Here is a 24,527-nt window from a genome sequence, read left to right as displayed (position 1 = left end):
AATTTTTAAGTGATTGATATTTAATGGTTTAATAATAGTTGTTTGAATTAAGTGTTCATTCAGATGACATGTCTATACTGACATGTCGAAAATATGAACATAGGGACGCAGAGTGAATCCACAGCCGATGGCCTTCAGCGCGCAAGACCTCGATTACATCGCCGCAATCGGACCGGCGTCGTTGAACGAAGGACCGATCGCAGAGCTGGAACAGGCCTGGCTGGCGTGTCTGAGAGGGTGTATCGATCGACCTGCCGGGGTCAGGCAGGTGATTTGGGACTCCTGGTTGCGCAGCGTCAGTGCAGGCCTCAACCCTGAGGATGGTGCGTACCGGTTTGTCGCCCCCACCGATCTGGCCGCGACGCTGGCAGCCAATCGCGCGTTGATCGCAGCGGCAGCGGAGGTCATGCGCGGATTGCTGGCCTACAATCCCAGAGGTCATATCAATCTGACCGATGCCCAAGGAACGATGCTGTATTCCTGCGGCCTCGATCTCACACCGGTGGGCAGCCAACTGCTGGAGTCGGTGCAGGGCACCAACTGCACGGGGCTGGCGCTTGCCGAAGACCGATTGGTGTATGTGCTGGCCGAGGAAAACTTCGGGGTCGATCTGCGTCGGCGGCGCATGCATTGTGCCGCCGCGCCGATCCGGGATGCCCAGGGCCGGACACTGGCCATGCTGACCCTGACCGCAGAGCCCGGCTGGTTTCATTTCCATACTCTGGGCACCGTCCAGGCCGCAGCCGAAGCGGTTTCGCGGCAGATGGCGCTGCAGGCCTTGCTGGAAGAACAACAAACCGTGCTTGAAGTGCTGAACGAGGGACTGGTGGTGCTGGATGAGCGCGGCTGCATCAAGGCGCTCAACCGCTATGCCCGGCAATTGTTTCGCGTGGGCCTGGATTTGCTGGGCAGTCCGTTCCAGCGTCTGGGCCGGAGCGAACTGACCAATGAGGTTCTGCTGCGCGGCGGGGAAGGGCAGCAGTCTGAAGGGATAAGAGATCTGGATTGCACCTTTGAATTGCATGATCGCAGCCAGCTGGCGTGCCTGGTGTCCGTGTGCTCACTGGAACAAGGCGGGCGCATCGTTTCGCTGCGGGAGAACCGACGCATCCGGGAAATTACCCGGCGGATCATCGGCACTCAGGCCAGCTACACCTTCGAAACCATTCAGGGCACTTCGCGAGCCATTCAGGACGCGTTGCACTTGGGACGGATTGCCAGTCGCAGTGACTCGACCACACTGATCCTGGGCGAAAGCGGCACCGGCAAGGAGTTGTTCGCCCAGGCGATTCATAACGGCAGTGACCGCTGCAGTGGTCCGTTTGTGGCGGTCAATTGCGGGGCCATTCCGCGAGATTTGGTGCAGAGCGAACTGTTCGGGCATGTCGAGGGCGCCTTCACCGGATCGGCCCGTGGCGGTTCGGCTGGCAAGTTCGAATTGGCCGATGGCGGGACGATCTTCCTCGACGAAATCGGTGACATGTCTTTTGATGCCCAGGTCAGCCTGCTGCGCGTCTTGCAAGAAGGCGAGGTGACGCGGGTGGGCGCAAAGAAATCCCGGCAGGTGAATGTCCGCATCATCGCCGCCACCCACCGCAACTTGAGTCAGGCGGTGGCCGATGGTGCGTTCCGTGAGGATCTTTACTACCGGCTCAACGTACTGAATCTGACGGTTCCACCCCTGAGGATGCGCCGCGAGGATGTGCCCTTGCTGGCGCAACATTTTCTTGGTCGTTGCGCACGCTCGCTGCGCAAATCGGTGCAGGGCATCTCGCCGCAGGCGCTGGATATTCTTTGCGCCTACCACTGGCCAGGCAATGTTCGCGAGCTGGAAAACACCATTGAACGGGCGACCAATCTGGCAGTGACCGAACTGATTCAACCCGAAGACCTACCGCTCGAAATCAAGCAAAGACTGCGGCCTTCGGCGCCGGGAAACGTGCCTGAGCCTCGGGCGGCCATGGACCTCGGCACCCATGAAATGAACGCGATCATCACGGCCCTCAAGGATACCCGCGGCAACATCCGCCTGGCCGCCAAACAGCTGAACGTTTCCCGCGGCGGGCTGTACAACAAGATGAACCGGTTTGGGTTGAGTGCCGATGCGTTCCGCTCGGGACCCGAGCGCTGAGGGGTTAACCAAAAACGCCCTCGCCACAGGTTCAGCCTCGAGCGTTCTCGCAAGTCATGATCTGCAGTGGAATATGGATTCGATGCCGGACAGGATCGAAGTCCGGTGTGGTTTGCAGTTCGATCAGCAAGTCGACCAGCGCAGCCGCCAGCAATCGCGGCTGGGAGTCGATGACCAGGCTGATCAATCCCTGGGCCAGGGCTTGGCGCGACAGCTCGGTCGATTCCTGAAGAATGCTGCACAGCGACGGCTGCTTTGGTAGCTGCGACAGGGCACTGATGATGCCGTCGCCGCCACCGCCGACCACGCACAAACCCCGCAAGTCGTCATGTCGCGCCAGCAGTTCCAGAGTGGCCTCTTCGGTGACGTCACAGTTATCCAGGTTGATCACCGCTTCGAGTAGCTGCAACCCCGGTGCGTGCTCCGTCAGATAACTGCGCAGCCCCTCCACCCGCGCCTGGTGGCCGAGAAAACGGTGGCCGCCCAGCAGTACCCCGACGCTGCCTTTGTGGGCACCGCAGGTATGAGCCAGCAGCCAGCCCATGGTGCGTCCGACTACATGATTATCCTGACCGACATAAGGCTCATTTGCCGCCTCGTGGATGTCGGACAGCAGTGCGATCACTGGCACGCCCGCGGCCCTGATCTGAGCGATGGCGGCGTTGATCAGTGGGTGAGCGAAGCTGACCACCGCCAGGCCATCGCACTGCACTGCCAGTTGTTCGATCTGGGCAATGATGGCGCTGGGTGAGCGATCGAAGACGTACTCGAACTGGCAGATGAGGTTGGCGCCGGCCTGACGCTGTGCCGCCTCGGTGATGGCGGCGGCAACGTTGGCGTAGAACGCCTGGGCGGTGCCGAGCAACAGGATGCCGAAACGATAACTGGGGCGCCGTTCGCGGATCCGCTGGCCGATCAGCCTGGCCGCGAAATAACCAACCGCCTCGGCGGCCTGGAACACCTGCTCGGCGGTAGCCGGGTTCACCGGAGCCCTGGCATTGAGCACCCGGTCCACGGTGGCGACACTCAAACCGGCATGCTCGGCGACAGTGGCGATGGTTGGGCGTTTAGTGTTGTTCATGGCGAGCCCCCAGGCGCTTTGATAGAAAACTATCAAGCTGCAATGGGCCTGGATGATAGCTTGATAGGGAATGTATTCAAGGGCTTGAGGGTAATCTTTGTGCTCTCTATCTTTTCTCAAGCGATGTGATCCCGCATCGAAGCAAGTGCCTTAAACCATCAAGCTTGCGGAGAACAATAAAATGCCTGAACAACACGCAGCATCTGAAAACTCCGGTAAACCCGTGCCTCGGGATTATCGGTTGACGGGGCCCGAAGCCGCTAAAGCAGCGCAAAAAGGCCTGGTTTCGGCTAACTGGTATCAATCTCCCATTCCCCGTAAACGCATGAAGGAACTGATGCAGCGCCGCGATGGCCCGGCCTTGCGCGACACCGCGATCTGGCTGCTGGCGATGGTCGTCACCGGGTTCGGTGGTTACTGGTTCTGGGGCTCCTGGGCGTGCATTCCGTTCTTCTTCGCCTATGGGCTGCTCTACGGCACGGCGTCCAATGCCCGTTGGCACGAAACCGGTCACGGAACGGCATTCAAAACCCGCTGGATGAATGATGCGGTCTACCAGTTGTCGAGCTTCATGTTCATGTTCGAGCCCCATGTCTGGCGCTGGAGCCACGCCCGGCACCACACCGACACCATCATCGTCGGGCGCGACCCGGAGATCGTCGAGCCGCGCCCGCCGAGCCTGATCATGATGGTGCTGAGCCTGTTCAGGATGCCTTATGCAATCAAGACGATGTGGTCGGTCTGCCGGCATGCGTCCGGGCGAATGGCTGAAGAGGAGCAGACCTTCATCCCCGAGTCCGAGTGGCCCAAGGTCTTTACGGCGGCGCGCATCTGGCTGGTGATTTATGGGCTGACTCTGGCGGCGGCAGTGTATCTGCAGAGCTGGTTGCCGCTGATGTTTATCGGTTTGCCGACCCTGTACGGCGGCTGGCTGTCCTACCTGTTCGGCCTGACGCAGCATGTCGGCCTGGCCGAGGATGTGCTCGATCATCGCAGCAACTGCCGGACCATTTACATGAACCCGCTGCTGCGCTTTCTGTACCTCGACATGAATTATCATCTCGAGCATCACATGTACCCGATGGTGCCGTTTCATGCGCTGGCGCAGCTTCACGAAGAAATTCGTCACGACTGCCCGCCGCCGTACGCCAGCCTGTTCGAGGCCTTCAAAGAAATCCTTCCGACCATCTGGAAGCAGCGCAAAGACCCGACCCATTATGTCCGTCGCCCTTTGCCACAACGCGCAGCGCCGGCCGCCACCGCTCAGGTAGAGCCTGAAGCAACGCCGGCCTGACACCTTCCTGGCTGTACCACTACAAGAGAAAACGCCATGACCGATCAATGGATCGATGTCTGTGCCGTGGGCGAAATAAATGAAGAAGATGTCATTCGTTTCGACCATGGTCCGCACACCTATGCCGTCTACCGCTCGGCAGACGACGAGTTCTTCGCCACCGCAGGCCTGTGCACCCACGAGTCCATCCACCTCGCGGACGGCCTGGTGATGGAACATGTCATCGAGTGCCCCAAGCACAACGGACGTTTCGACTACCGCTCCGGCAAAGCCCTGGGTGCGCCGGTGTGCGTCAACCTCAAGACCTATCCGGTCCGGGTCGAGGCGGGGCGTGTCTTGCTCGCTATTTCGGTTTAACTGCTCGGAGTCTGTGCCATGAATCCTGCCAATGCTCCACTGGTCATCGTTGGCGCCGGGCATGCCGGTGGCCGCGCGGCCCTGACCCTGCGGTCCGAAGGTTATCGCGGTCGCCTGATCCTTATCGGCGACGAACTCCACCCGCCCTACGAACGTCCGCCGCTGTCCAAAGGGCTGTTACAGGGCACGGTTGAACTGGCGGGTTGCAGTTTGTGCGATAGCGCTCAACTTGCTGCACTGGACATCGAACACCTGGCCGCTAACCCGGTGAAAAACCTCGATCCGCAGCAGCATCGATTGCAGTTGGCCGACGGCAGTTGGTTGCATTACGCCCGTCTGTTGCTCGCGACCGGGGGCAGGGTGCGGCTGTTGCCCTCGGTGCCCGGGCATCTGCCCAACGTACTTTATCTGCGAACCCATGACGAGGCGGTCGCACTGCGCGATTCGCTGCGGCCAGGCGCCCGATTGGTGATCATCGGCGGTGGCTTTATCGGCCTCGAAGTCGCCGCCACCGCCCGTGCCCTGGGTTGCACGGTGACCTTGCTCGAAGCCGGGCCGCGCCTGGCGGGCCGCGTCCTGCCGGAGCGATTGTCCAGTGTCCTGTTGGAATTGCATCGCCGCCAGGGCGTGGATGTCCGGCTGAACGTGGCGATTGAAACGGTGCAGGGCTCCACCCGCGCTGAAGCGGTGCAATTGGTCGACGGCCAGTTGTTGCCCTGCGACCTGGTCGTGGTGGGCATCGGCATGCAACCCAACACCGAGTTGGCCATGGCCGCCGGGTTGGAGGTTGGTCAGGGCATTCGCGTCGATGCGCAGCTGCGCACCAGTGCGCCGGATATCTTTGCGGCAGGCGACGTCTGTGAATTTCGTCTGCACCCGCAAGGGGTTTTCCAGCGTCAGGAAACCTGGCGCAACGCCGAAACCCAGGGCCGTCACGCCGCTCTGAACCTGCTGGGGGGCGAGCAGCCCTTCGACGTCATTCCCGGTTTTTGGTCCGATCAGTACGACTGGGGGCTGCAAACCGTGGGCGTCATCGCCAACACTGAACCGACGGCGAGCCGGACAACCCCGGGGGGTGGTTTCCTGTTGTTCTACCTCGATGCCGAACAACGTCTGCTGGGGGCTTGCGGCTGGGGCCAGGGCAATAGCGTCGCCAAGGACATCAAGTTATGCGAACGGCTGATCGCCAACCATAACCCCCTCTCGGTGGTCGCTTTAGCCGATGCCGATGTATCGCTCAAACAATTGTCGAGGAACTGACATGCGCGAATTCCTGGTGTTTCAGTCCTTGTGGGCCATGCAAGATCACCGTGGCCAATGCGACCTTTCCATTGAAGCGCTACTGGAGAAAATCGCCGCCGCCGGTTTCGACGGCATCACCGACCATTTCTGGAAGGCGCCACAGGCTGCACGCCTGAGCGCCGCCGCCAAGGCGCAAGGCCTGCAAATCGAAGGTCAACTGTTCCCCCGGACCGTGGATGATCTGGCGGCCGCGCTCGATGTCGTTTCCCGCTACGGCTGCCACCACCTCACGTTGCAGGCCGACGTCCGGCCGCGCACGCTGGCGCAAGCCATCGAACTGATCGAAGGCTGGCAGCGTCTGGCCGAGCAGGTGGACTTTCCGATCCTGCTGGAAACCCACCGTTATCGCCTCACCAGCGACCTGTTGTTCACCCTCGACATTCTCGCGCAAATGCCTGACCTCAAACTGTTGGCCGACTTGTCCCACTACGTTGTGGGCCGGGAATTACCTGAGTCGGCCACGGCTGAAGACGACGAACAGATCCTCACCATCCTGCGCCACAGTTGGGGCTTTCACGGTCGGGTTGCCAACGGCGAACAGGTCCAGGTGGCCTTGAGCTTCGCCCAACATCGGCCCTGGCTGGACCGATTCCTGGGCTGGTGGCGCTACGGGATCGAGGATTGGCTGGCCCGCCCGAACACACCCGCCAGCCTGTCCTTCACCTGCGAACTCGGCCCGCCACCCTATGCGATCACGGGGGCTGATGGGCGTGACATCACGGATCGCTGGGAGGAGGCGTTGATCTTGAAGGCGCTGATCCGTGGGGTTTGGAGCGACTGCCGGATGCGATTGCCTTAGCGCAATGAGCGATAGGCAATGGGGTCGATGTAAGCCGACTGCAGGTCCCGCTCCGGGATCTCCCAGATGATTTGCCTTGGCGGCGTTTCTTTGAAGGCCGGGTTGTTGAGGTAGCTGTTTGCAGCGCCAGAGAACGCTCCGCCGTCTTTGGCGAAGTTACCTACGGGGGCGCCCAGTGCCTGCTGCAGAAACCCTGCGAAGTTGGCGTTGCGTGAGAATGAAGTGCACGATGAGTGCGGTGTCGGGGAGGTCGGCATTGCCAAAGAGGTCTGCCTCGGTGTCAGGGCTGGCGGCTGACGCAACGGGAAATTCGTCGGTGCTGGTCTGGGCGACCATTTCGGCTGCGGGTTGCCATTTGAGCGGCAGCCAGTCGATGCCCGCCAGATGGACCAGATCGCCAGGTCGCACCGCGAGCGGGGCATGACTTTCGTTGAACGACCTGCGTGGCGTTGCACTGATGCCCAGGCTCTTCAGTCGCTGCGCGATAGCCTCGGCCGCGGCCTTCGCGCCGGATTCGCTCCAGTGCGTATCGGTGCGCAACCAGGCACTGGCCCCCAGTGGCGTGAGCGCACCGGTGAGGTCCAGATTCGACACGCCACCCGCATCCAGCTTCGAGGTCCAGGCCTGGATGCGCCCTTCGTGAGCGGCTGGGCGGTGCAGTGCGCAAAGCTGCCCGGAAGCGATGCGGCTCTTGTCGGGAACGATGACCACCAGCAGGCTAATGTCTCGCTGGGAGAGTTGCTGCTTTAGATCAATCACTGCCTGGACCTTGGCATTGGCATCGGCATTGCGCTGCGCTTGGTGATTGATCTTGAGTTCATCGGCCAAAAACAGCCAGTCAGGACAACCCGAGCGAACCCTTGGCCCCGTGTCGCTAAGGAGCAGCCAACTGGCACCGCGCTCCAGCTCGGTGAGCGTGGTGGGAAAGTGAGCGTTCGACAGTTCCTTGGCGATCCGATGGGTGATATCGCCGTCAAGAATCTGCGTGGTCAGCACTTTATCGGGTAGCAGCGAGATCTGCCCTGAAACGAGCAGACGGCCAGTGGACAGCAGCCCGACGACCAGGAATATCAGCAGCGCTACGCCTGCCAACCGACTGCTGCGTGTCGTCGGATCATCTGGCTGAGTGGGGGGCGGGGTGTGCTTTGGGATCGTCATCAGAATTGGAAATACAGGAAGGGGACGGTTTCGCGACTGGCGATCAGTGCGAACGACAGCATGAAACCGGCGATGGGCCAAAGGGCGGCGGAGTAGAGCAAAAGGCCGCCCAGTCGTTTCTCACAGTAAGGGCGCAGCAGCGGTGCGACGACACCGAACACACCCAGCAAACCCGCAATGCCGTGTACCGGGCGCAGGGTCGTGGACAGTTCGTCACCGAGGGCGATGCCCTGCAGGCCGAACTGTCCGGCATACAGGCTCAGCGCGCTATGTAAGTCGGGGGCGCGGAACAGTGTCCAGGCCAGGCACACAAACAGCAGAGTCAGGCCATGGGACAGCACCGGCGGTACAGCGGGCAGGGTGGAGCGGTTCCAGGCACGATCAACGCATAACGCGAGGCCATGGGCGCAGCCCCACAGCAGATAGTTCCAGCTATCGCCACCGTGCCAGAGGCCGGCAATGGCCATGGTCAGGAACAGGTTGCGGTAGGTTTTCCAGGTGCCGTTGCGATTGCCGCCCAGCGAAATATACAGATAGACGCGTAACCAGCTGGACAGCGACAGATGCCAGCGGCGCCAGAAGTCCTGGATGCTGTTGGCAAGATAAGGACGGTCGAAGTTCTCGGGAAAGTGGAAGCCCAGCATCAGGCCCAGACCAATGGCCATGGCGCTGTAGCCGGCGAAGTCGAAGAACAGTTGCAAGGAATAGGCAAGGCAGCCGACCCAGGCGTCAGAGAAGCTGGGGTTCTGTACATTGAACGCAACGTCGACCACCGGCGACAGGGTGTCGGCCACCAGGACCTTCATGCACATCCCGACCATGAAGCGGCGTGCGCCCAGCGAGAAATTCTGCCGGTTGAAGTAACGCTGATTCAGCTCGCGCCGAACCCAGTCATAGCGAATGATGGGGCCGGCGACCGAATGGCCGAACATCGAAATATAGGTGGCGTAGTTAATGAAGCTGCGTTCAACCGGCACGGTACGGCGATGTACATCCACCAGATAGGAAATCGCCTGCAAGACGATAAACGACAGCCCGGCGGGCATGACGACCCGCTGCCAGTCCAGGGGCATGGCGCCGTACCCGGTGACGGCATCGATTAAGGTGCCGGCAACGATGTTGGCGTACTTGTACCAGCACAGCACCGAGGTGTTGAGCACGATCAGCGTCGCGAGTAGCCGCACGCGGCCCTTGCCTTCTTCCCGCAGGGCGTCAATCAGCAAGCCGCCGACCCACGCCGTGATCGTCAGCACCACATGCACCGCGAGGAACCGTGGGCTCAGCCAGCCATAGAACAGCCAGCTGCCGATCAGTAGCGTGACGTTGCGCCAGGCCGCCGGGCACAGTGCATAGGCACACAGGAACAGCGGCAGGAACAACGTCAGAAACTCGAGAGAGGCAAAAGCCATGGTGGTGGCGCGATCCGATCAGTGAGCCAGGACGTCAGTCGCGAGCAGCAGGTATGGGCCGTTTGCGCCAGGTAGCAGCACAACGCTGTAGCGTTCGCCGGCCTTGAGCCGGCCCAGGTCAAGCGGCGCACCGACGTTGGTTTGGGCGCAGACCAATTGCACCGACAGGCTGACCGGGTTGATCGCTCGGCGTTGTACGCTGCCGTCGGCCACCTCCTTGAACAGGTCGGCGTTCTTCCCCGCAGCGCGCAAACCGGCCTGGGTGCACGCTGGATCGGCGCTGATAAACGCCAGCGAGGCACTCAGGCTATTGAAGTCGTCGGGTTGCTCACGGATGACGACCTGGCGGATACCTTGAGCGCTGTCTGGCAAAGCGATCACGCTGGCGAATTCGCCGGCTGCCACCTGGATGTCCAGCGGCTGGCTTTTGCCGTTGAGTTCCAGGGTGCCCTTGATCGGCTGGTTGGCGGGCACGGGCAGGTAGTCGGACACGGCATTCGGTCCTTCCAGTTTGAGGCTTGTCCGAGAGCCTTCGGCCAGCAGCTGCAAGGGTCGGTCGGCAGCGTTGATAACACGCAGGAAGGCAGAGTCCTGATCCGGGCCCGTCGGGTACAGGGCAATGTCGGCGGCTTGGGCGTGCAGGCTCAGCATCAAGGGCGCGAACAGCGCCCAGCCACATGCGGATCGGGTCATTTGCCGGCTCCTGTACTGCTGACGGTGTCGGCGGGTTCCATTTGAAAATCGGGCATAGCGACTCCTCCCCCGTCGTTCACCTGCAGGCTCAATATTAATTTTGTTCGGGGTCGTGTTCGGGACACATGGCGCTGCGCTGGGTAAAGTCATGACCGCTTGCCTGGCCAGGTGTGTTTCACCTGGGCATCCACCCAAAGCGATGCCCTGACGCCTCCATTGCATGCGCCGCCCTCCGTGACTGGATGCGACAGGCGGAGGCTCCAGGTTTTGGTGTTCAGCTATGCTTTCAGCACTTTGTTCAAGAAATGGATTTCACCATGAGCAGCGTAAGAAAGCCGACACAGCGAGAAATCTCCGATGCCTTGGAACTTAGCGAAAGCGAGGTCGCGCTGTACGTTGCAGACGTAGAGGAAAAGGCCGATGGGTCGGGGCACTGGATTTTTTTCAGTTTGTTAACGCCTAACGACGTACTGTTCTGGCTCAGGGTCGGTAACAACCTGAGACTTGAAACAGATGCCATAAACCTCCTGTGGACAAAACAATCACCGAGTATCGCTCGGTAGGTCTCCGGGATCGCGCTTTAACTCCGCCAGGCTCTTGTCCTTAAATGCTCGCGACAACTTTTTGCTTGTCTCATAAGGTGTCGTGACATTCCCTTGCATCCATGCCGCTGTATCGTAGTCTGAATTGATCAGGTTGATCAGCAGCCGTTGGTGAATGTCCTGCTGGTTGTTGATGCCATGTTCTTTCATCACCCGCTGAGGTCCGGTTTGAACATGCTGGCAACTTCAAGCGTGAATTTTTCGATGCCCGGCGCGGCGTTTTTTGGCTGCTTCCTTCTATCGCTTCCTGCGCTATCAGATGGCTTGCTCCGTCAGCTCCTGCTGTTTTGCAGCCCAAGCGGAGTAACTTGCGAGGGACTGGCGCGGGCCCAAGGAATTGGCGCTATCACCGGCGGCGATCAAGGACTGATCGCCTTGATCGCGAGCCATTGCTTCGTGAAAGAGGTCTCAGCCATGAATCAGAGACTTAAAGCTCATTCAGAGTTTATTATTTGGATAAGGCAGTAACCACGACTTCTTACTGAACGGAGGAGGTTGTCGCCTTTAGTGATCTTCTTGAATTTCGCTTGCAGTCTACTGAGGCACATGGCCAATCCTTTGTAATTATAAGGGTCTTTATTTAACTTCATAAGGATTTCCTCGTTGCTGATAACGCGCTCCTCGCTGCTTGTTAATAAGTCAAGCACTGCGCATTCCATGCGAGTTAAATTGATAATCGTTAGATTGTTAGAAAGCAGGCGTTGGGGTTTGTTGAACACCCAGGTTTGTAACTTTGGCATATTGATGCGATCAGATACACGCGTAGAACCGCGCTGGTCGATCCAGGCAGCAACCTCATCGATAGTATGTTCGAGGGCAATAAAGTCTTCGTCGGAAGGATTGAGCGGGGCGGGGGTAAGATCGTTTGGCATCGCGCTTTCTCCATGCACAAGAAAAGCGTAGCACCAAGAAGTGCGCCCACTGTAAGTAGTGCGCGAAAAAAAACCGCAAGGGCGGACTTAAAGGGGTCGAGGACCACTGAAGGATGCCAGTGATTGCCGAGCAAGGTCTTCAGCATTCGGTGAGTCACTGCTGCCGCCAACTCTGCCGACTGGCGTACAAACAAGTGGCTGACCGTCACCAGTTCAGGCCGTAGCACTGCCACGTCGCCGCTTTCCTGCTTGGAAAAGTCCAGAGTGAAACTCTCGAAACTCTCGAAGCTTTCAAGAAGTATGAAAAAGAAGATGGGGAGCCAGGGGGGGGCACTCCGCCCCGACCCCTTTTTATTTTGAGTGTTCGGCTGGCATCCTTGGCAGTCAGCGACTCGAGATCTTTGAAAAAATACCGCGTCGCGTTGAATCAGTCTCGCTGATCAGGACGGCTACTCCAGTAGCATTAGTTGGCCAACATCACCCGCTTGAATTTTGCTTTCGAAAGCTGCGACCCGTAATTTCTAAGTGGAGTTTCCACAAATTGGTAGGAAAACTCTGCAGTCACTCCAGTTAGTACTAGCGCGATGAGGACGGCAAATATTTTATCGGTTTCAAGTGTGAGATCCGTATACCCTGACTGAAGGCATATTTCTCTTACAATTGCAAATATGGGGTTGTGAACAAGATAAATGGAGTAAGAGCGCGATCCGATGTAAATGGCGATCTTTCGGAGGCGGCCATGTGAGCCCGTAAGGTTTAGATTTCCCGAACACAGAAGCACAACCAGGCTTGAAGTGATCGCGACAAGTCCCATGTAGTAGGGGGTCCAGCCGATTTTTGCTGTGATGATGGGTAGGGGGATGCAGATCAATAATGCAAGTTGTAATGTTTTTTTCTTGTTGGCAGAGAAAATACTTGATATCCGCTGTGGGTAGTAATGCCAGGCCAACGCGATTAGGGTGCCGTAAAGCAATGCGTCACTTCGAATAAACCAAAGCAATGTACCCCACGGACGTATCTGCGTGGAATGGTAAATTGCCACTGCAAGAAAAGGGATGATCAATAATTTGCGATTAGGGACGAAGAACAGAATGATGGGGAGAATTACATAGAACTGTTCTTCTAGCGACAAGCTCCAGTAGTGCCATAGTGGAGTTACGCTGTTTGAGTTTTTAGTGTACCAGATGTATATATTTTGGATATTCAACATGCCGAATGTCCAGGAATTTACCATGTTCTCTTGTGAGCCAAATGTCCTGGAGACGTCAAAGGTAAATGAAATTGCCAGCGTTATGGTCGACCAGAAGATCGCTGCGGGCCACAATCGAAACAACCGCCTTGTCCAAAAAGATCCGGCAAAACGCAGGAACTGATCTTGCTGGTTCAATGCTTTTATCAATGATGTCGTTATAAGGAATCCGGAAATGCAGAAGAATAAATCTACCCCTCCACCCAGCCAGAAATAGGTAGTCCATTTAAACCAATCCGGATTTAAAAGACCGAGATGGGCAACGAAAGTAATAGCGATGGCATAGGCTCGCAACACCTCGATGTCCAGATTCTTTGTTTCGCTAACGGAGGGTGTCATGCGCTACCTGCGAATCAAGAAGGTTTTATTTTTTTCGGCGCGCGATTCTATAAGCTAAGCCATGCGCTGTCGATAAGTCGGTGGCCAGTCGTTTTTCTTCAGGACGATCCACATTCGAAGCGATGCGGACTTGAGCATCACACCGCAGTAATTGCTGCAAATCTTCCCCCGTGGCCGGCGACTGATTCGGCTTTTTACGCCCGCTCTAAACCCGCCTGTTCCCGATTTCAGCATGGTGTCGCCAGGCGCGTAGTCGTGCGTGCACCATGACATCAAGGATGTACGCAGTGTTACGGGGGGCGACTCCCCCCAAGAAATATTACTTTTTCGTCGATTTACTGCTGGAAGGAATATGCAGGTAAGACATCACACTCTCGGTCAGCTCTGTCGCCAGCTTGACGGCTTCTTTATTGCGAGCCATCACACCCGCCACCAATCCTTCGATCAATGCGAGCACGGCGATGTTGGAGCTGGTCAATACTGGATGGTCGGCGGGGGCAAATAGCACGTGTTCGGCAATGCTGGTGAGAGGCGATGCGGGTGAGTCGGTGATTGCCAGCACCGAGGCGCCGCGCTCATTGGCAAAACGTGCGAGTTGCAGGGTGTCGAGGGAATAGCGCGGCAGGGAGATCGCCAGCAATACATCCTGATCGGTGATTGCGGCCAGACGGTAAGCGGCGTTTTCGTTGCCGCCTTCCATGCTGATGGCGGTGGCGTCCGCACAGAAGGGCATCAGGGTCGAGGCGGCCAGACCGGCGAAGTAGACGCTGTTGCCAAAGCCGAGGATGTAGATTTTACGCGCTTCGGTCAGGCGGGTGACGAACGCTTCAAAGGCATCTTCATGGTTGTTGGTCGCCGCCGTGGCGAGGTTGCTGCTGGCGCTCTGGATTTGCTCATGCAGGCCAAACGCGCCGCCCGGGCGATGGGCAAGTTCGTTGCGCAGCTTGTCGACCGGCGACACCATTTGCTGCAACGTTGCGACCAGCTCGGCCTTCATGCCGCTGTAACCACCGAGGTTCAGCGCTTTGGCCAGGCGGTTGACGGCGGCGGGTGAGGTCAATGTTTCGTGAGCCATCTCCTCGATGGTCAGCGTCGCGGCTTTGAGCGGGTGACGCAGGATAAAGTCCGCCACCTTGCGCAGTGACGGCGGTAGTTCGGAAACGATTTCCGTCAGTTTGCGCATGACCGGCGCGGCATAGACAGTGGTGTCTTTCGATGGGGTTGGCATATCCGGCTCAACATTTCCTGAAGGTGAGAGAAGGGCTGTGCCTGATGCCCTGACAAGGTTGGCTGGAGTGTATCCGAAGCCAACCTTGTCAGGGCAGCGCCGAGCAGTGGGCGGCGCTCTTACTTCAAACTCCCGGCCAGAAACTGCTGGAGGCGTTCGGACCGCGGGTTGACCAGCACTTCACGCGGATTGCCGCGCTCTTCGACCAGCCCCTTGTGCAGAAACACCAGTTGATTGGAAACCTCGCGGGCAAAGCCCATTTCGTGGGTCACGACCACCATGGTGCGACCTTCGAGTGCGAGATCCTGCATGACTTTAAGTACTTCGCCGACCAGTTCGGGGTCGAGTGCCGAAGTCGGTTCATCGAACAGCATCACTTCAGGTTCCATGGCCAGTGCACGGGCAATCGCCACGCGCTGCTGCTCACCACCGGACATATGCGCCGGCCAGGCGTCCATGCGGTGCGCCACGCCGACTTTGTTCAGGTAGTGCTCGGCTTTTTCCCGGGCTTCTTTCTTGTTAATGCCCAGCACATGCACCGGAGCTTCCATGACGTTTTCAAGGGCGCTCATGTGCGACCAGAGGTTGAAGTGCTGAAACACCATCGATAGCCGCGAACGCATGCGCTGCAGCTGCCTGGGTTCGGCAGCCTTGAGCCCGCCGAGTTTATTGGTCACCAGTTTGAGCTGTTCGCCATTGAGTACGATGTTGCCAGCGTTGGGCTGCTCCAGCAGGTTGATGCAACGCAGGAAGGTGCTTTTGCCAGAACCACTGGAGCCGATAATACTGATGACGTCACCGGCTTTCGCTTCCAGGGACACGCCCTTGAGCACTTCGTGGGCGCCGTAGCTTTTGTGAAGATCCTGAATTTCAAGTTTGTACATGGTTTCAACTCTCTGGAGTCAGTCGCTGAGCAAGCGGCCTTGGCGAATGGCGGTACTGCCGGCCACTTTGGCGAGCCACAAACCGGGCTGGGCAAAGCGCAGACGTTCACGGGCATAAAGGATGCCGTCAGTGCTGGCGTGCACCACGCTGTGCTGATCGGTCAGCGGATCAATCACTTCGAAGAGTGGATCGCCGACCTTGACGTGGGCACCCAACGGTTGCAGATAACTGACCACCCCCGGGTGCGGCGCATAGGCATACTGCGCGCCGGCGAACGGTGTCGCTTCACAACGGCTCGGTGGCGCGGCAGGCCAGTCTCCGTTGATCAGGCCTTGCTCGGCGAGATAGCCGAGAATGGCTTGTGCACTGTCGACGCATTGCTCGCGCTCGGTGTCGGCCATGCCGCGCAATTCAATCGTGGTGGCCACGCACGCCAGCGGAATACTGGCTTGCGCAAAGCGCTCGGCCAGGTGCAGCCAGGGGATTGCGCAGGCTTCATCGAAGGCGTTGCCTCCCGCGGCCTCGGCCAGCAGGGCCACGCCGGCGCCGAGGCGGGCGGCCAATGAGCGCAAGCGTGGCCAGTTTTGCGGCATGGCATACAGCAGCATGATCGACTCGAAGTCGCAGTGCAGGTCCAGTACTACATCGGCATCACAGGCATGCTGCATCAACAGACGCCGCAAGCCATCGAGTTCCGATGTCGGTGTCGGCATGTTTGTGAGGGCATCGATCATGGCGCGGCGGATCAGTGCGATGTTGGCGTTGGCATCGTCGCCCAGTTGACCTTCCAGTTGCTGCGCCACGACCTCGGCGAGCTCCGGGAAGTCGCGATTGAAGTTCTTCCCGCTGGAGAATTCAAAGCGCCCCTGATGGGTGGCCTGGAACATCTGGGCGATACCAATCGGATTGGCCATCGGCACCAGCTCGATCACTCCGCTCAGGCGACCTTGCTCTTCCAGTTCTTGCAGACGGCGCTTGAGTTCGACAGCGACGCGCATCCCCGGCAGCTCATCGGCATGCAGGGATGCCTGGATGTAGGCCTTGCGCGTCCCGCTACCAAAACGAAACAGCGACAACTTTCGTTCTGTGCCCGATGCACTCCACGGCAAAAGGTATTGAATGTGCTTCATAAAGCTCCTTAGTGCTTGCGCGGTGCCAGATAGGCCAGCCAGCGGCGCTCGGCCAGCTTGAACAGACGAACCAGGATGAAGGTCAGGGCCAGGTAGATGAGGCCGGCAGTGATGAACGCCTCGAACGGCAGATAGAAACGCGAACTGACGGTTCGCGCGGCTCCGGTGATATCCACCAGCGTGACGATGGACGCCAGGCTGGTGGTCTGCAGCATCATCAGCACTTCGTTGCTGTACTGCGGCAGCGCCCGGCGCAAGGCCGACGGCAGGAGGATGCGGCGGTACAAGGTCAGGCGCGACATGCCCATGGCTTTGGCGGCTTCGATCTCGCCGTGGGCCGTGGCCTTCAAACTGCCGGCCAGGAGTTCCGCACTATAGGCGCTGGTATTGATTGCGAAAGCCAGGCAGGCACAAAAGGTGGCGCTGGACAGATATGGCCAGAACGCGCTTTGGCGTACCGCTTCGAACTGCGCCAACCCGTAGTAGATCAGAAACAATTGCACCAGCATCGGGGTGCCGCGAATCACGTAGGTGTAGAGCCAGGCCGGGAAGTTGATCAGCGGTGATCGGGATACGCGCATCAGCGCTATGGGAACCGCAAGCACCAGGCCGGCGGCCAAGGAAATCAGCAGCACCTTCAGGGTCACCCATGCGCCGTTGAAATACAGCGGCAGGTTTTCCCAGATCAGGTTGTAGTCGAGAATCATGGGTGTGCTCCTTGTCACAGTTCGGCGGCTTTGATGCCGACCGAGTAGTGTTTTTCCAGATAGCGCAGCACCAGCAATGACACGCTGGTCAGCATCAAGTAGAGCGCGGCAACCGCGAGGAAAAACGTGAACGGCTCATGGGTGGCGTCCGCTGCGTTTTTGGCTTTGAACATCATGTCCTGCAAACCGATCACCGAGATCAGCGCGGTGGATTTGGTCAGCACCAACCAGTTGTTGGTGAACCCGGGAATGGCGAAACGAATCATCTGCGGCACCAGAATTCGCCAGAACACCTGGGCGCCATTCATGCCATAGGCCGCGCCAGCCTCGCCCTGACCTTTAGGGATCGCCATGAAGGCGCCACGAAAGGTCTCCGAGAGATAGGCACCGAAAATGAAACCCATGGTGCAGACGCCTGCGATGAAGGGATTGATGTCGATGTACTGGGTGTAACCGAGTGCGAGGGCAATGCGGTTCATCAGATCCTGGCCGCCGTAGAAGATCAGCAGGATCAACACCAGGTCAGGAATACCGCGAATCAGGGTTGTATAACCTTCGCCCAGGACCGCCAGCCATTTAAACGGCGACAAACGAAAGGCCGCGCCGATCAGTCCCAGGGAAATGGCCATGGTCATGGAGGTCAGGGCCAGATTAATGGTCAGCCAGGCGCCATCGAGAATGCTCGATCCGTAGCCGTGGAGCATGATGAAATTCCTCAAGCGAGCGCCGGGAGGCGCGCGAGACAAGCCAAAAGCGGCGCCCGCAAGGGGCCGGCGCCAGGGTTTCGGAGTAAGGCTTATTCGCCGTAGATATCGAAGGCGAAGTACTTGCCCATCACTTGCTGGTACTTGCCATTGGCGCGGATCGCGTCAATCGCTGCACTCAGGCGTGCAGCGTTCGCACTGTCGCCTTTTCGCACCGCGATCCCGGCGCCTCTGCCGAAGTATTTCGGATCGTTGATGTCTGGTCCTGCCAGCACGAAACCTTTACCTAATGGTGTTTTGATAAAGCTCTCATCGGTGTTGACGATGTCTGCAAGCGTGGCGTCCAGACGACCCGACGCCAGATCGAGGAAGGCTTCATTTTGCGAGGAGTAGCGCACGACCTCGACACCGGCTTTCTCAAGCTGCTCGGTGGCGAAACGGTCATAGGTCGAGGAGCGTTGCACGCCGAGTTTCTTGCCTTTGAGATCGACCAGCGGGTCGTTGATCACGTTGCCGGACTTCATCGCGAACTTGCCCGGCGTGTGGTAGTACTTTTTGCTGAAATCGACCGACTTCATACGGTCTTCAGTGATCGACATCGACGACAGAACAGCATCGATCTTGCGCACTTTCAACGACGGGATCATGCCGTCGAATTCCTGGATGACCCACTCGCATTTGACCTTCATCTCTTCGCACAGAGCGTTGCCAATGTCGTAATCGAAGCCACTGACGTTGCCCTCTGGCGTCTTGAAGGAGAAGGGTGGGTAGGCGGCTTCGATACCGATACGCAGGCTGTCGTCGTCGGCGTGTGCCAGCAAGCTTGCGACGCACAGTGCCAGAGCACCTAGAAGTTCTGTCTTGTACATATTGTTGACTCCTTGGATGGGACGTTTGGGTGGTAGGGAGGGCTGCCGTCCGGTCTGGCAATGTGGACTGTCCCGATGATTCACGAGGGTATAAATGACATAATAAAAATCATAAATCAATCATCGTGAAAAAAAACATATCAAAATGAGGCGGCATGCAGGGTACTGGTGGACAGTAACCCCACCTATGCCACCGAACCTTTGAACAAAAAACGGGCGCCGATAAGGCGCCCGTTTTTTCATTCCGGTATCAAGGTTTTTGCGCTGTCGGGATAAGCTCACACTGGATTCTGGTCCAGCCCGGCATACCTGTCGTTCAGTGCAACTATAAGAAAATGCCAGCCAGGCTGAGCTCCGGGGAAGCAGTAGGAAACTGAGCCAGTTCGCAGTACTGCACTGTCCTTAGCGCCGATCCAGCCAAACCGTTTGTGCATTACAGAATTCGCGCACGCCGAAATGCGAGAGTTCCCGGCCAAAGCCACTCTTCTTCACGCCACCAAAACTGACACGCGGATCGCTGGCGCTATAGCCGTTGATGAACACGCCGCCGGTTTCAAGTTCGCCTGCCATCTGCCGGGCGAGTTCGGCATTGCGCGTGTAGAGGGTGGCGGTGAGACCGAATTCACTGTCATTGGCCAGCGCCAGCGCATGGGCTGCGTCTCGGGCCGTGATGATTGAAGCCACAGGCCCGAACAACTCCTGTTTGAATGATGTCATCTGATCGGTCACGTCGCCGAGTACGGTGGGCTCATAGTAATTGCCGGGGCCTTCAGCCTTCTTTCCACCCAGCAGCAACGTCGCGCCTTCTTCCAGTGTGTCGCGCACCTGTTGGTCCAGTTCGTCGCGCAGATCGAAGCGAGCCATCGGGCCGATATAGGTGGTGGTAGCCAGTGGATCACCGACAACCAGTTGTTGGGTGGCTTCGACGAATTTGCGGGTAAATTCCTCGACAATGCCTTGCTCGACAATCAGGCGTTTGGCGGCGGCGCAGACTTGTCCGGTGTTTTGATAGCGCCCGATCACGGCGGCTTTCACCGCCTCATCGAGGTCCGCGTCGTCGAGCACGATAAATGGGTCGGAGCCACCCAGTTCCAATACACATTTCTTCAATGCGGCTCCGGCCTGAGCACCGATGGCCATGCCCGCACGCACGCTACCGGTGAGGGTGACGGCCGCGATGCGTGGATCGGCGATAGCCTTGGATACACCTTCCGGGGTGACGTTGATGACCTCGAAAACACCTCCGGGAAAATCCGCTTGCCTGAAAGCGTCCAGCAGCAAGTAGGCGCTGCCCATGACGTTGGGCGCGTGCTTGAGCACGTAGGTATTACCGGCGAGCAACGTGGGGACCGCGCCGCGCAGGACTTGCCAGATGGGGAAGTTCCACGGCATCACGGCGAGAATCGGGCCCAGGGGGCGATATTCGATGTGTGCCTTGCCGCCTTCCACCAGGGTCGGTTCCGGGCTCAGCATGGCGGGGCCGTGTTCGGCGTACCACTGGCAGAGCTGCGCACATTTTTCAATTTCACCGCGGGCCTGGGCAATCGGCTTACCCATTTCCTGGGTGATCATGTTCGCCATGGCCTCTGCATTGTTGCGCAAGGCCTGGCCGAGGTTGATCAAAAGCTGCGCGCGCTGTTCAACCGGCTTGCTGCGCCAGGCGCGAAACCCGGTAGCGGCCCGCGTCAGCGCGACCTGTAATGCCGAATCGGATTCGAAAGGGTAATGGCCGATCTGCTCGCCCGTGGTCGGGTTGATCGAAATGGCATGGGTAAGGCTGGATACGTTGGTCATGGCACCGTCCTGCGAGGTAGGAATGTGCTCAGGTTATGGGGCTATATGTTTTCTGGAAACTGAATAATACTGAGCATAACGTTCACGTTTGGAGAATGACTTGGATCTGGTTCAGCTCGAAATCTTCAAGGCTGTCGCCGAGCACGGCAGCATCAGCGTGGCTGCCCAACATATCCATCGGGTGCCATCGAATCTCACCACCAGAATCAAGCAGCTTGAGCTGGACCTGGGTGTGGACCTGTTTATCCGCGAGAAGAGTCGCCTGCGCCTGTCGCCGGCCGGCTGGAGCTTTCTGGATTACGCTCGACGTATTCTCGACCTGGTTCAGGAAGCGCGCGCCACCGTGGCGGGTGAAGAACCCCAGGGAGCCTTCGCCCTGGGTTCGCTGGAAAGTACTGCAGCGGTACGTATTCCAGAGCTATTGGCCGCCTATAACCAGAAGCACGCCAAGGTCGAACTGGACCTGTCCACCGGCCCCTCCGGGACCATGATCGACGGGGTGCTGTCGGGGCGGCTGGCCGCTGCTTTCGTCGATGGTCCGGTGCTGCATCCGGCACTGGAGGGCGTGCCTGCATTCGAGGAAGAAATGGTCCTGATCGCACCGCTCAACCATGAGCCGATTCATCGGGCGAAGGATGTGAATGGCGAAAACATCTATGCCTTCCGCTCCAACTGCTCCTATCGCCATCATTTCGAAAGCTGGTTCGCCAATGGTGCGGCGGTGCCCGGTAAGATTTTCGAAATGGAGTCCTATCACGGCATGCTGGCCTGTGTCAGCGCCGGTGCCGGCCTGGCGCTGATGCCTCGCAGCATGCTCGAAAGCATGCCTGGGTGCACGACGGTCAGCGTCTGGCCGTTGTCGGAGTCGTTCCGCTATTTACGCACTTGGCTGGTGTGGCGTAGGGGGACGGTGTCGCAGAGCCTGACGATGTTTGTGCGCTTGCTTGAGGAACGCGGTGTGGTGTTGATCGAAAAATAGTGGAAAGTTAACGGTCAGTGCCGAAAAACCGGATAATGGCGGCCAAATTGTTTAGCTCGTTATTCTGGTAATCGCACATGGAAATCAAGGTCAACTTTCTCGACAACCTTCGACTTGAAGCCAAGTTCGACGACTTCACGGTGATTGCCGATCAACCCATTCGCTACAAGGGCGATGGCTCGGCACCGGGGCCGTTCGATTACTTCCTGGCTTCGTCGGCGTTGTGTGCGGCGTACTTCGTGAAGTTGTATTGCGAAACTCGCAATATCCCCACCGAAAATATCCGCCTGTCGCAGAACAACATTGTTGATCCGGAAAACCGCTACAACCAGATTTTCAAGATTCAGGTTGAATTGCCGGCGGACATCTCCGCCAAGGACCGTCAGGGGATCTTGCGCTCCATCGACCGTTGCACGGTAAAGAAGGTGGTGCAAACCGGGCCTGAGTTTGTGATTGAAGAGGTCGAAAACCTCGACGCCGATGCCCAGGCGTTGCTGATGCCGCACTCGACTGGCGAAGCGGGCACCTACATCGTGGGCAAGGACCTGCCGCTGGAGCAAACCATCGCCAACATGTCGGGCATCCTGGCCGACCTGGGCATGAAGATTGAAATCGCTTCGTGGCGCAATATCGTTCCCAATGTGTGGTCGCTGCACATCCGGGATGCGCACTCGCCAATGTGTTTTACCAACGGCAAGGGCGCGACCAAAGAAGGCGCGCTGGCATCGGCGCTGGGCGAGTTTATCGAGCGGCTCAACTGCAACTTCTTCTACAACGACCAGTTCTGGGGCGAGGACATCGCCAACGCGGCGTTTGTGCATTACCCGGACGAGCGCTGGTTCAAGCCGGGCCCGAAGGACGAACTGCCGACTGAAATCCTCGACGAGTACTGCCTGAAGGTTTACGACCGGGATGGCGAGTTGCGTGGCTCGCATCTGTACGACACCAACTCCGGCAACACCCAGCGCGGCATTTGTTCACTGCCGTTTGTGCGCCAGTCGGACAATGAGGTGGTGTACTTCCCGTCCAACCTGATCGAAAACCTGTTCCTGAGCAATGGCATGAGCGCCGGCAACACGCTGGCCGAAGCTCAGGTGCAGTGCCTGTCGGAGATCTTCGAGCGCGCGGTCAAACGCGAAATCCTCGAAGGCGAAATGGCCCTGCCGGATGTGCCGCAGGAAGTACTGGCGAAATACCCGGGCATTCTGGCCGGTATCCAGGCCCTGGAAGAGCAGGGCTTCCCGGTGCTGGTCAAGGATGCATCGCTGGGCGGGGAGTTCCCGGTGATGTGCGTCACCTTGATGAACCCGCGTACCGGTGGCGTGTTTGCCTCGTTCGGCGCGCACCCAAGCCTGGAAGTGGCGCTGGAGCGCAGCCTGACGGAACTGCTGCAAGGCCGCAGTTTCGAAGGCCTGAACGATCTGCCTCAGCCAACCTTCGAAGGTCAGGCGGTGACTGAGCCGAACAACTTCGTCGAGCACTTTATCGACTCCAGTGGTGTGGTCTCGTGGCGCTTCTTCAGTGCCAAGCCGGATTTCGAATTCGTTGAGTGGGATTTCTCCGGTCAAGGCGAAAACTCCAATACCGAAGAGGCCGCCACCTTGTTCGGCATTCTCGAAGACATGGGCAAAGAAGTGTACATGGCGGTCTATGAGCACATCGGCGCCAAGGCCTGCCGCATTCTGGTGCCGGATTACTCGGAAATTTATCCGGTAGAAGATTTGATCTGGGATAACACCAACAAAGCGCTGCAGTTCCGCGCTGACATCCTCAATCTGCACAGCCTGAGCAAAGTCGGCCTGAGAACGCTGGCCCAGGGTTTGGAAAACAGCGAGCTGGATGATTACACCGACATCACCACCTTGATCGGCATCGAGTTCGACGACAATACGCCTTGGGGCAAGTTGACGATCCTGGAGTTGAGGTTGCTGATTTATCTCGCCTTGCAGAAGTTTGACCAGGCCAAGGATCTGGTGGAAGCCTTCTTGCAATACAACGACAACACCGTCGAGCGCGGCTTGTTTTATCAAGCCGTGAACGTCGTGCTGGAAATGCAGCTGGACGATGATCTGGAACTGAGCGACTACGAGGTCAACTTCCGCCGGATGTTCGGTAACGAGCGGATGGACGCGGCGATAGGGTCCGTGGATGGCAGTGTACGTTTCTACGGTCTGACGCCGACGAGCATGAAACTGGAAGGGCTCGACAGACACCTTCGCCTGATCGACAGCTACAAAAAGCTGCACATGGTGCGGGCGAGGGTGGCGGCTTTGTCCAGCTGATAGTGATAACAAAAAAGCACCTCGGGTGCTTTTTTGTTTTTTGGCGGCCGGCTAATCGTCTGTACGCTGTGGTCCCACTTTTTGGCTATGACATGGCTGTGGCTGCCTGTGAGGAAGCTCTTCTATATAGAAGGGCGTTTTGGCTCTTCTATATAGGCGTCCTTTGGGGCGTGTTTTGCTGCATTCTGCAGCTTATTGATAGAAAACCTAAATCAACGCTTGACGGCAGATTCTGGAAGCCTATAATTCGCCCCACTTCCGGCGCAGTCGAAACGGAAAACTCCTTGGTAAACAATGAGTTACGCAGTTTTCGGCAGCAGGTTGCTTCAGGTCATCGAAGCCGAAAGGGAGTTGAAAAAGAGGTGTTGACAGCGGCGTGTAACGCTGTAGAATTCGCCTCCCGCTGACGAGAGATCTGAGGCGCAAGTGGTTGAAGTTACAAAGGAAACTTTGAAAGCTTCTGAAAAATACCACTTGACAGCAAATGAGGCTGCTGTAGAATGCGCGCCTCGGTTGAGACGAAAGATCTTAACCAACCGCTCTTTAACAACTGAATCAAGCAATTCGTGTGGGTGCTTGTGGAGTCAGACTGCTAGTCAACAGATTATCAGCATCACAAGTTACTCCGCGAGAAATCAAAGATGTAACCAACGATTGCTGAGC

Annotated in this window: 20 protein-coding genes and 1 pseudogene; 8 read left to right on the top strand and 13 right to left on the bottom strand. The window is 58.1% G+C overall.

Annotated features, from left to right (window positions below; all coding sequences use genetic code 11):
• Positions 1-127: 127 nt before the first annotated feature.
• Positions 128-2,131 (top strand): sigma-54 interaction domain-containing protein, encoded by a 2,004-nt coding sequence (locus KGA85_RS04685; RefSeq protein WP_223533720.1) that lies wholly within the window; start codon positions 128-130, stop codon positions 2,129-2,131.
• A 31-nt stretch (positions 2,132-2,162) separates the two neighbouring features.
• Here KGA85_RS04685 and KGA85_RS04680 read toward each other — a convergent pair whose 3' ends face one another.
• Positions 2,163-3,212 carry a substrate-binding domain-containing protein gene (locus KGA85_RS04680; protein WP_223459442.1) on the bottom strand — a complete coding sequence of 350 codons (1,050 nt, stop codon included), beginning with the start codon at positions 3,210-3,212 and terminating at the stop codon, positions 2,163-2,165.
• 181 nt (positions 3,213-3,393) lie between these two features.
• Between KGA85_RS04680 and KGA85_RS04675 the strand changes: the two genes are divergently transcribed.
• From KGA85_RS04675 to KGA85_RS04660, 4 genes are read left to right on the top strand one after another with little or no spacing between them, the layout of a single operon-like run.
• Entirely contained in the window at positions 3,394-4,506 is a 1,113-nt protein-coding gene (locus KGA85_RS04675) for a fatty acid desaturase family protein (RefSeq protein ID WP_223459440.1), read from the top strand.
• 36 nt (positions 4,507-4,542) lie between these two features.
• Positions 4,543-4,863 carry a MocE family 2Fe-2S type ferredoxin gene (locus tag KGA85_RS04670; protein WP_007991153.1) on the top strand — a complete coding sequence of 107 codons (321 nt, stop codon included), beginning with the start codon at positions 4,543-4,545 and terminating at the stop codon, positions 4,861-4,863.
• 18 nt (positions 4,864-4,881) lie between these two features.
• Entirely contained in the window at positions 4,882-6,123 is a 1,242-nt protein-coding gene (locus tag KGA85_RS04665; RefSeq protein WP_223533716.1) for an NAD(P)/FAD-dependent oxidoreductase, read from the top strand.
• 1 nt (position 6,124) lies between these two features.
• Complete coding sequence (locus KGA85_RS04660; RefSeq protein ID WP_223459437.1) at positions 6,125-6,964, top strand: sugar phosphate isomerase/epimerase; 840 nt, start codon at positions 6,125-6,127, stop codon at positions 6,962-6,964.
• Here KGA85_RS04660 and KGA85_RS04655 read toward each other — a convergent pair.
• The 3 genes and pseudogenes from KGA85_RS04655 to KGA85_RS04645 all read right to left on the bottom strand — a co-directional run bounded on the left by KGA85_RS04655 (position 6,961) and on the right by KGA85_RS04645 (position 10,224).
• Positions 6,961-8,122 (bottom strand): annotated as a pseudogene (locus KGA85_RS04655) (alginate O-acetyltransferase AlgX-related protein). The gene KGA85_RS04660 and the pseudogene KGA85_RS04655 overlap by 4 nt on opposite strands.
• Positions 8,122-9,531 carry an MBOAT family O-acyltransferase gene (locus tag KGA85_RS04650; protein WP_223535163.1) on the bottom strand — a complete coding sequence of 470 codons (1,410 nt, stop codon included), beginning with the start codon at positions 9,529-9,531 and terminating at the stop codon, positions 8,122-8,124. Before KGA85_RS04650 ends, KGA85_RS04655 begins: the two are co-directional and overlap by 1 nt.
• An 18-nt stretch (positions 9,532-9,549) precedes the next feature.
• The gene (locus KGA85_RS04645; protein WP_223459433.1) at positions 9,550-10,224 is read right to left on the bottom strand and encodes an alginate O-acetyltransferase AlgF; all 675 of its coding nucleotides are present in this window, start codon (positions 10,222-10,224) and stop codon (positions 9,550-9,552) included.
• A gap of 713 nt (positions 10,225-10,937) precedes the next feature.
• On the opposite strand from KGA85_RS04645, the gene KGA85_RS31250 reads away from it, so the two are divergent.
• Complete coding sequence (locus KGA85_RS31250; RefSeq protein WP_317850319.1) at positions 10,938-11,294, top strand: hypothetical protein; 357 nt, start codon at positions 10,938-10,940, stop codon at positions 11,292-11,294.
• Here KGA85_RS31250 and KGA85_RS04635 read toward each other — a convergent pair.
• The 9 genes from KGA85_RS04635 to KGA85_RS04595 all read right to left on the bottom strand — a co-directional run bounded on the left by KGA85_RS04635 (position 11,261) and on the right by KGA85_RS04595 (position 20,603).
• A complete protein-coding gene (locus KGA85_RS04635; RefSeq protein ID WP_223542946.1) occupies positions 11,261-11,698 on the bottom strand; it encodes a transcriptional regulator in 438 nt (145 codons plus the stop codon). The genes KGA85_RS31250 and KGA85_RS04635 overlap by 34 nt on opposite strands.
• 463 nt (positions 11,699-12,161) lie before the next feature.
• Positions 12,162-13,286, bottom strand: a complete 1,125-nt coding sequence (locus tag KGA85_RS04630) for an acyltransferase family protein (RefSeq protein ID WP_223535167.1) — start codon at positions 13,284-13,286, stop codon at positions 12,162-12,164.
• 319 nt (positions 13,287-13,605) lie between these two features.
• The gene (locus KGA85_RS04625; protein WP_223459427.1) at positions 13,606-14,514 is read right to left on the bottom strand and encodes a MurR/RpiR family transcriptional regulator; all 909 of its coding nucleotides are present in this window, start codon (positions 14,512-14,514) and stop codon (positions 13,606-13,608) included.
• A 119-nt stretch (positions 14,515-14,633) separates the two neighbouring features.
• Complete coding sequence (locus KGA85_RS04620; RefSeq protein ID WP_223459424.1) at positions 14,634-15,398, bottom strand: ABC transporter ATP-binding protein; 765 nt, start codon at positions 15,396-15,398, stop codon at positions 14,634-14,636.
• Between the two features lie 18 nt (positions 15,399-15,416).
• On the bottom strand, positions 15,417-16,529 hold the full coding sequence (locus tag KGA85_RS04615; protein ID WP_223459422.1) for a succinylglutamate desuccinylase/aspartoacylase family protein: 1,113 nt from the start codon (positions 16,527-16,529) through the stop codon (positions 15,417-15,419).
• Between the two features lie 8 nt (positions 16,530-16,537).
• Positions 16,538-17,236, bottom strand: a complete 699-nt coding sequence (locus tag KGA85_RS04610) for an ABC transporter permease (RefSeq protein ID WP_223459420.1) — start codon at positions 17,234-17,236, stop codon at positions 16,538-16,540.
• Positions 17,237-17,250: 14 nt separating this feature from the next.
• Positions 17,251-17,940, bottom strand: coding sequence for an ABC transporter permease (locus KGA85_RS04605; RefSeq protein ID WP_223533718.1), 690 nt, complete (start codon positions 17,938-17,940; stop codon positions 17,251-17,253).
• Between the two features lie 92 nt (positions 17,941-18,032).
• Positions 18,033-18,809, bottom strand: a complete 777-nt coding sequence (locus KGA85_RS04600; protein ID WP_223459416.1) for an ABC transporter substrate-binding protein — start codon at positions 18,807-18,809, stop codon at positions 18,033-18,035.
• Between the two features lie 402 nt (positions 18,810-19,211).
• Entirely contained in the window at positions 19,212-20,603 is a 1,392-nt protein-coding gene (locus KGA85_RS04595; RefSeq protein ID WP_223459414.1) for an aldehyde dehydrogenase family protein, read from the bottom strand.
• Positions 20,604-20,703: 100 nt separating this feature from the next.
• Between KGA85_RS04595 and ptrR the strand changes: the two genes are divergently transcribed.
• Positions 20,704-21,582, top strand: a complete 879-nt coding sequence (gene ptrR, locus KGA85_RS04590) for a putrescine utilization regulator PtrR (RefSeq protein WP_223459412.1) — start codon at positions 20,704-20,706, stop codon at positions 21,580-21,582.
• Positions 21,583-21,659: 77 nt separating this feature from the next.
• Positions 21,660-23,864 carry an OsmC domain/YcaO domain-containing protein gene (locus KGA85_RS04585; protein ID WP_223459410.1) on the top strand — a complete coding sequence of 735 codons (2,205 nt, stop codon included), beginning with the start codon at positions 21,660-21,662 and terminating at the stop codon, positions 23,862-23,864.
• Positions 23,865-24,527 lie beyond the last annotated feature (663 nt).

It is taken from the genome of Pseudomonas sp. GL-B-12 (assembly GCF_019955895.1).
GTDB lineage: Bacteria > Pseudomonadota > Gammaproteobacteria > Pseudomonadales > Pseudomonadaceae > Aquipseudomonas.
The sequence above is the reverse complement of the archived record's forward strand: the minus strand, read 5'-3'. Positions and strand labels throughout refer to the sequence as shown.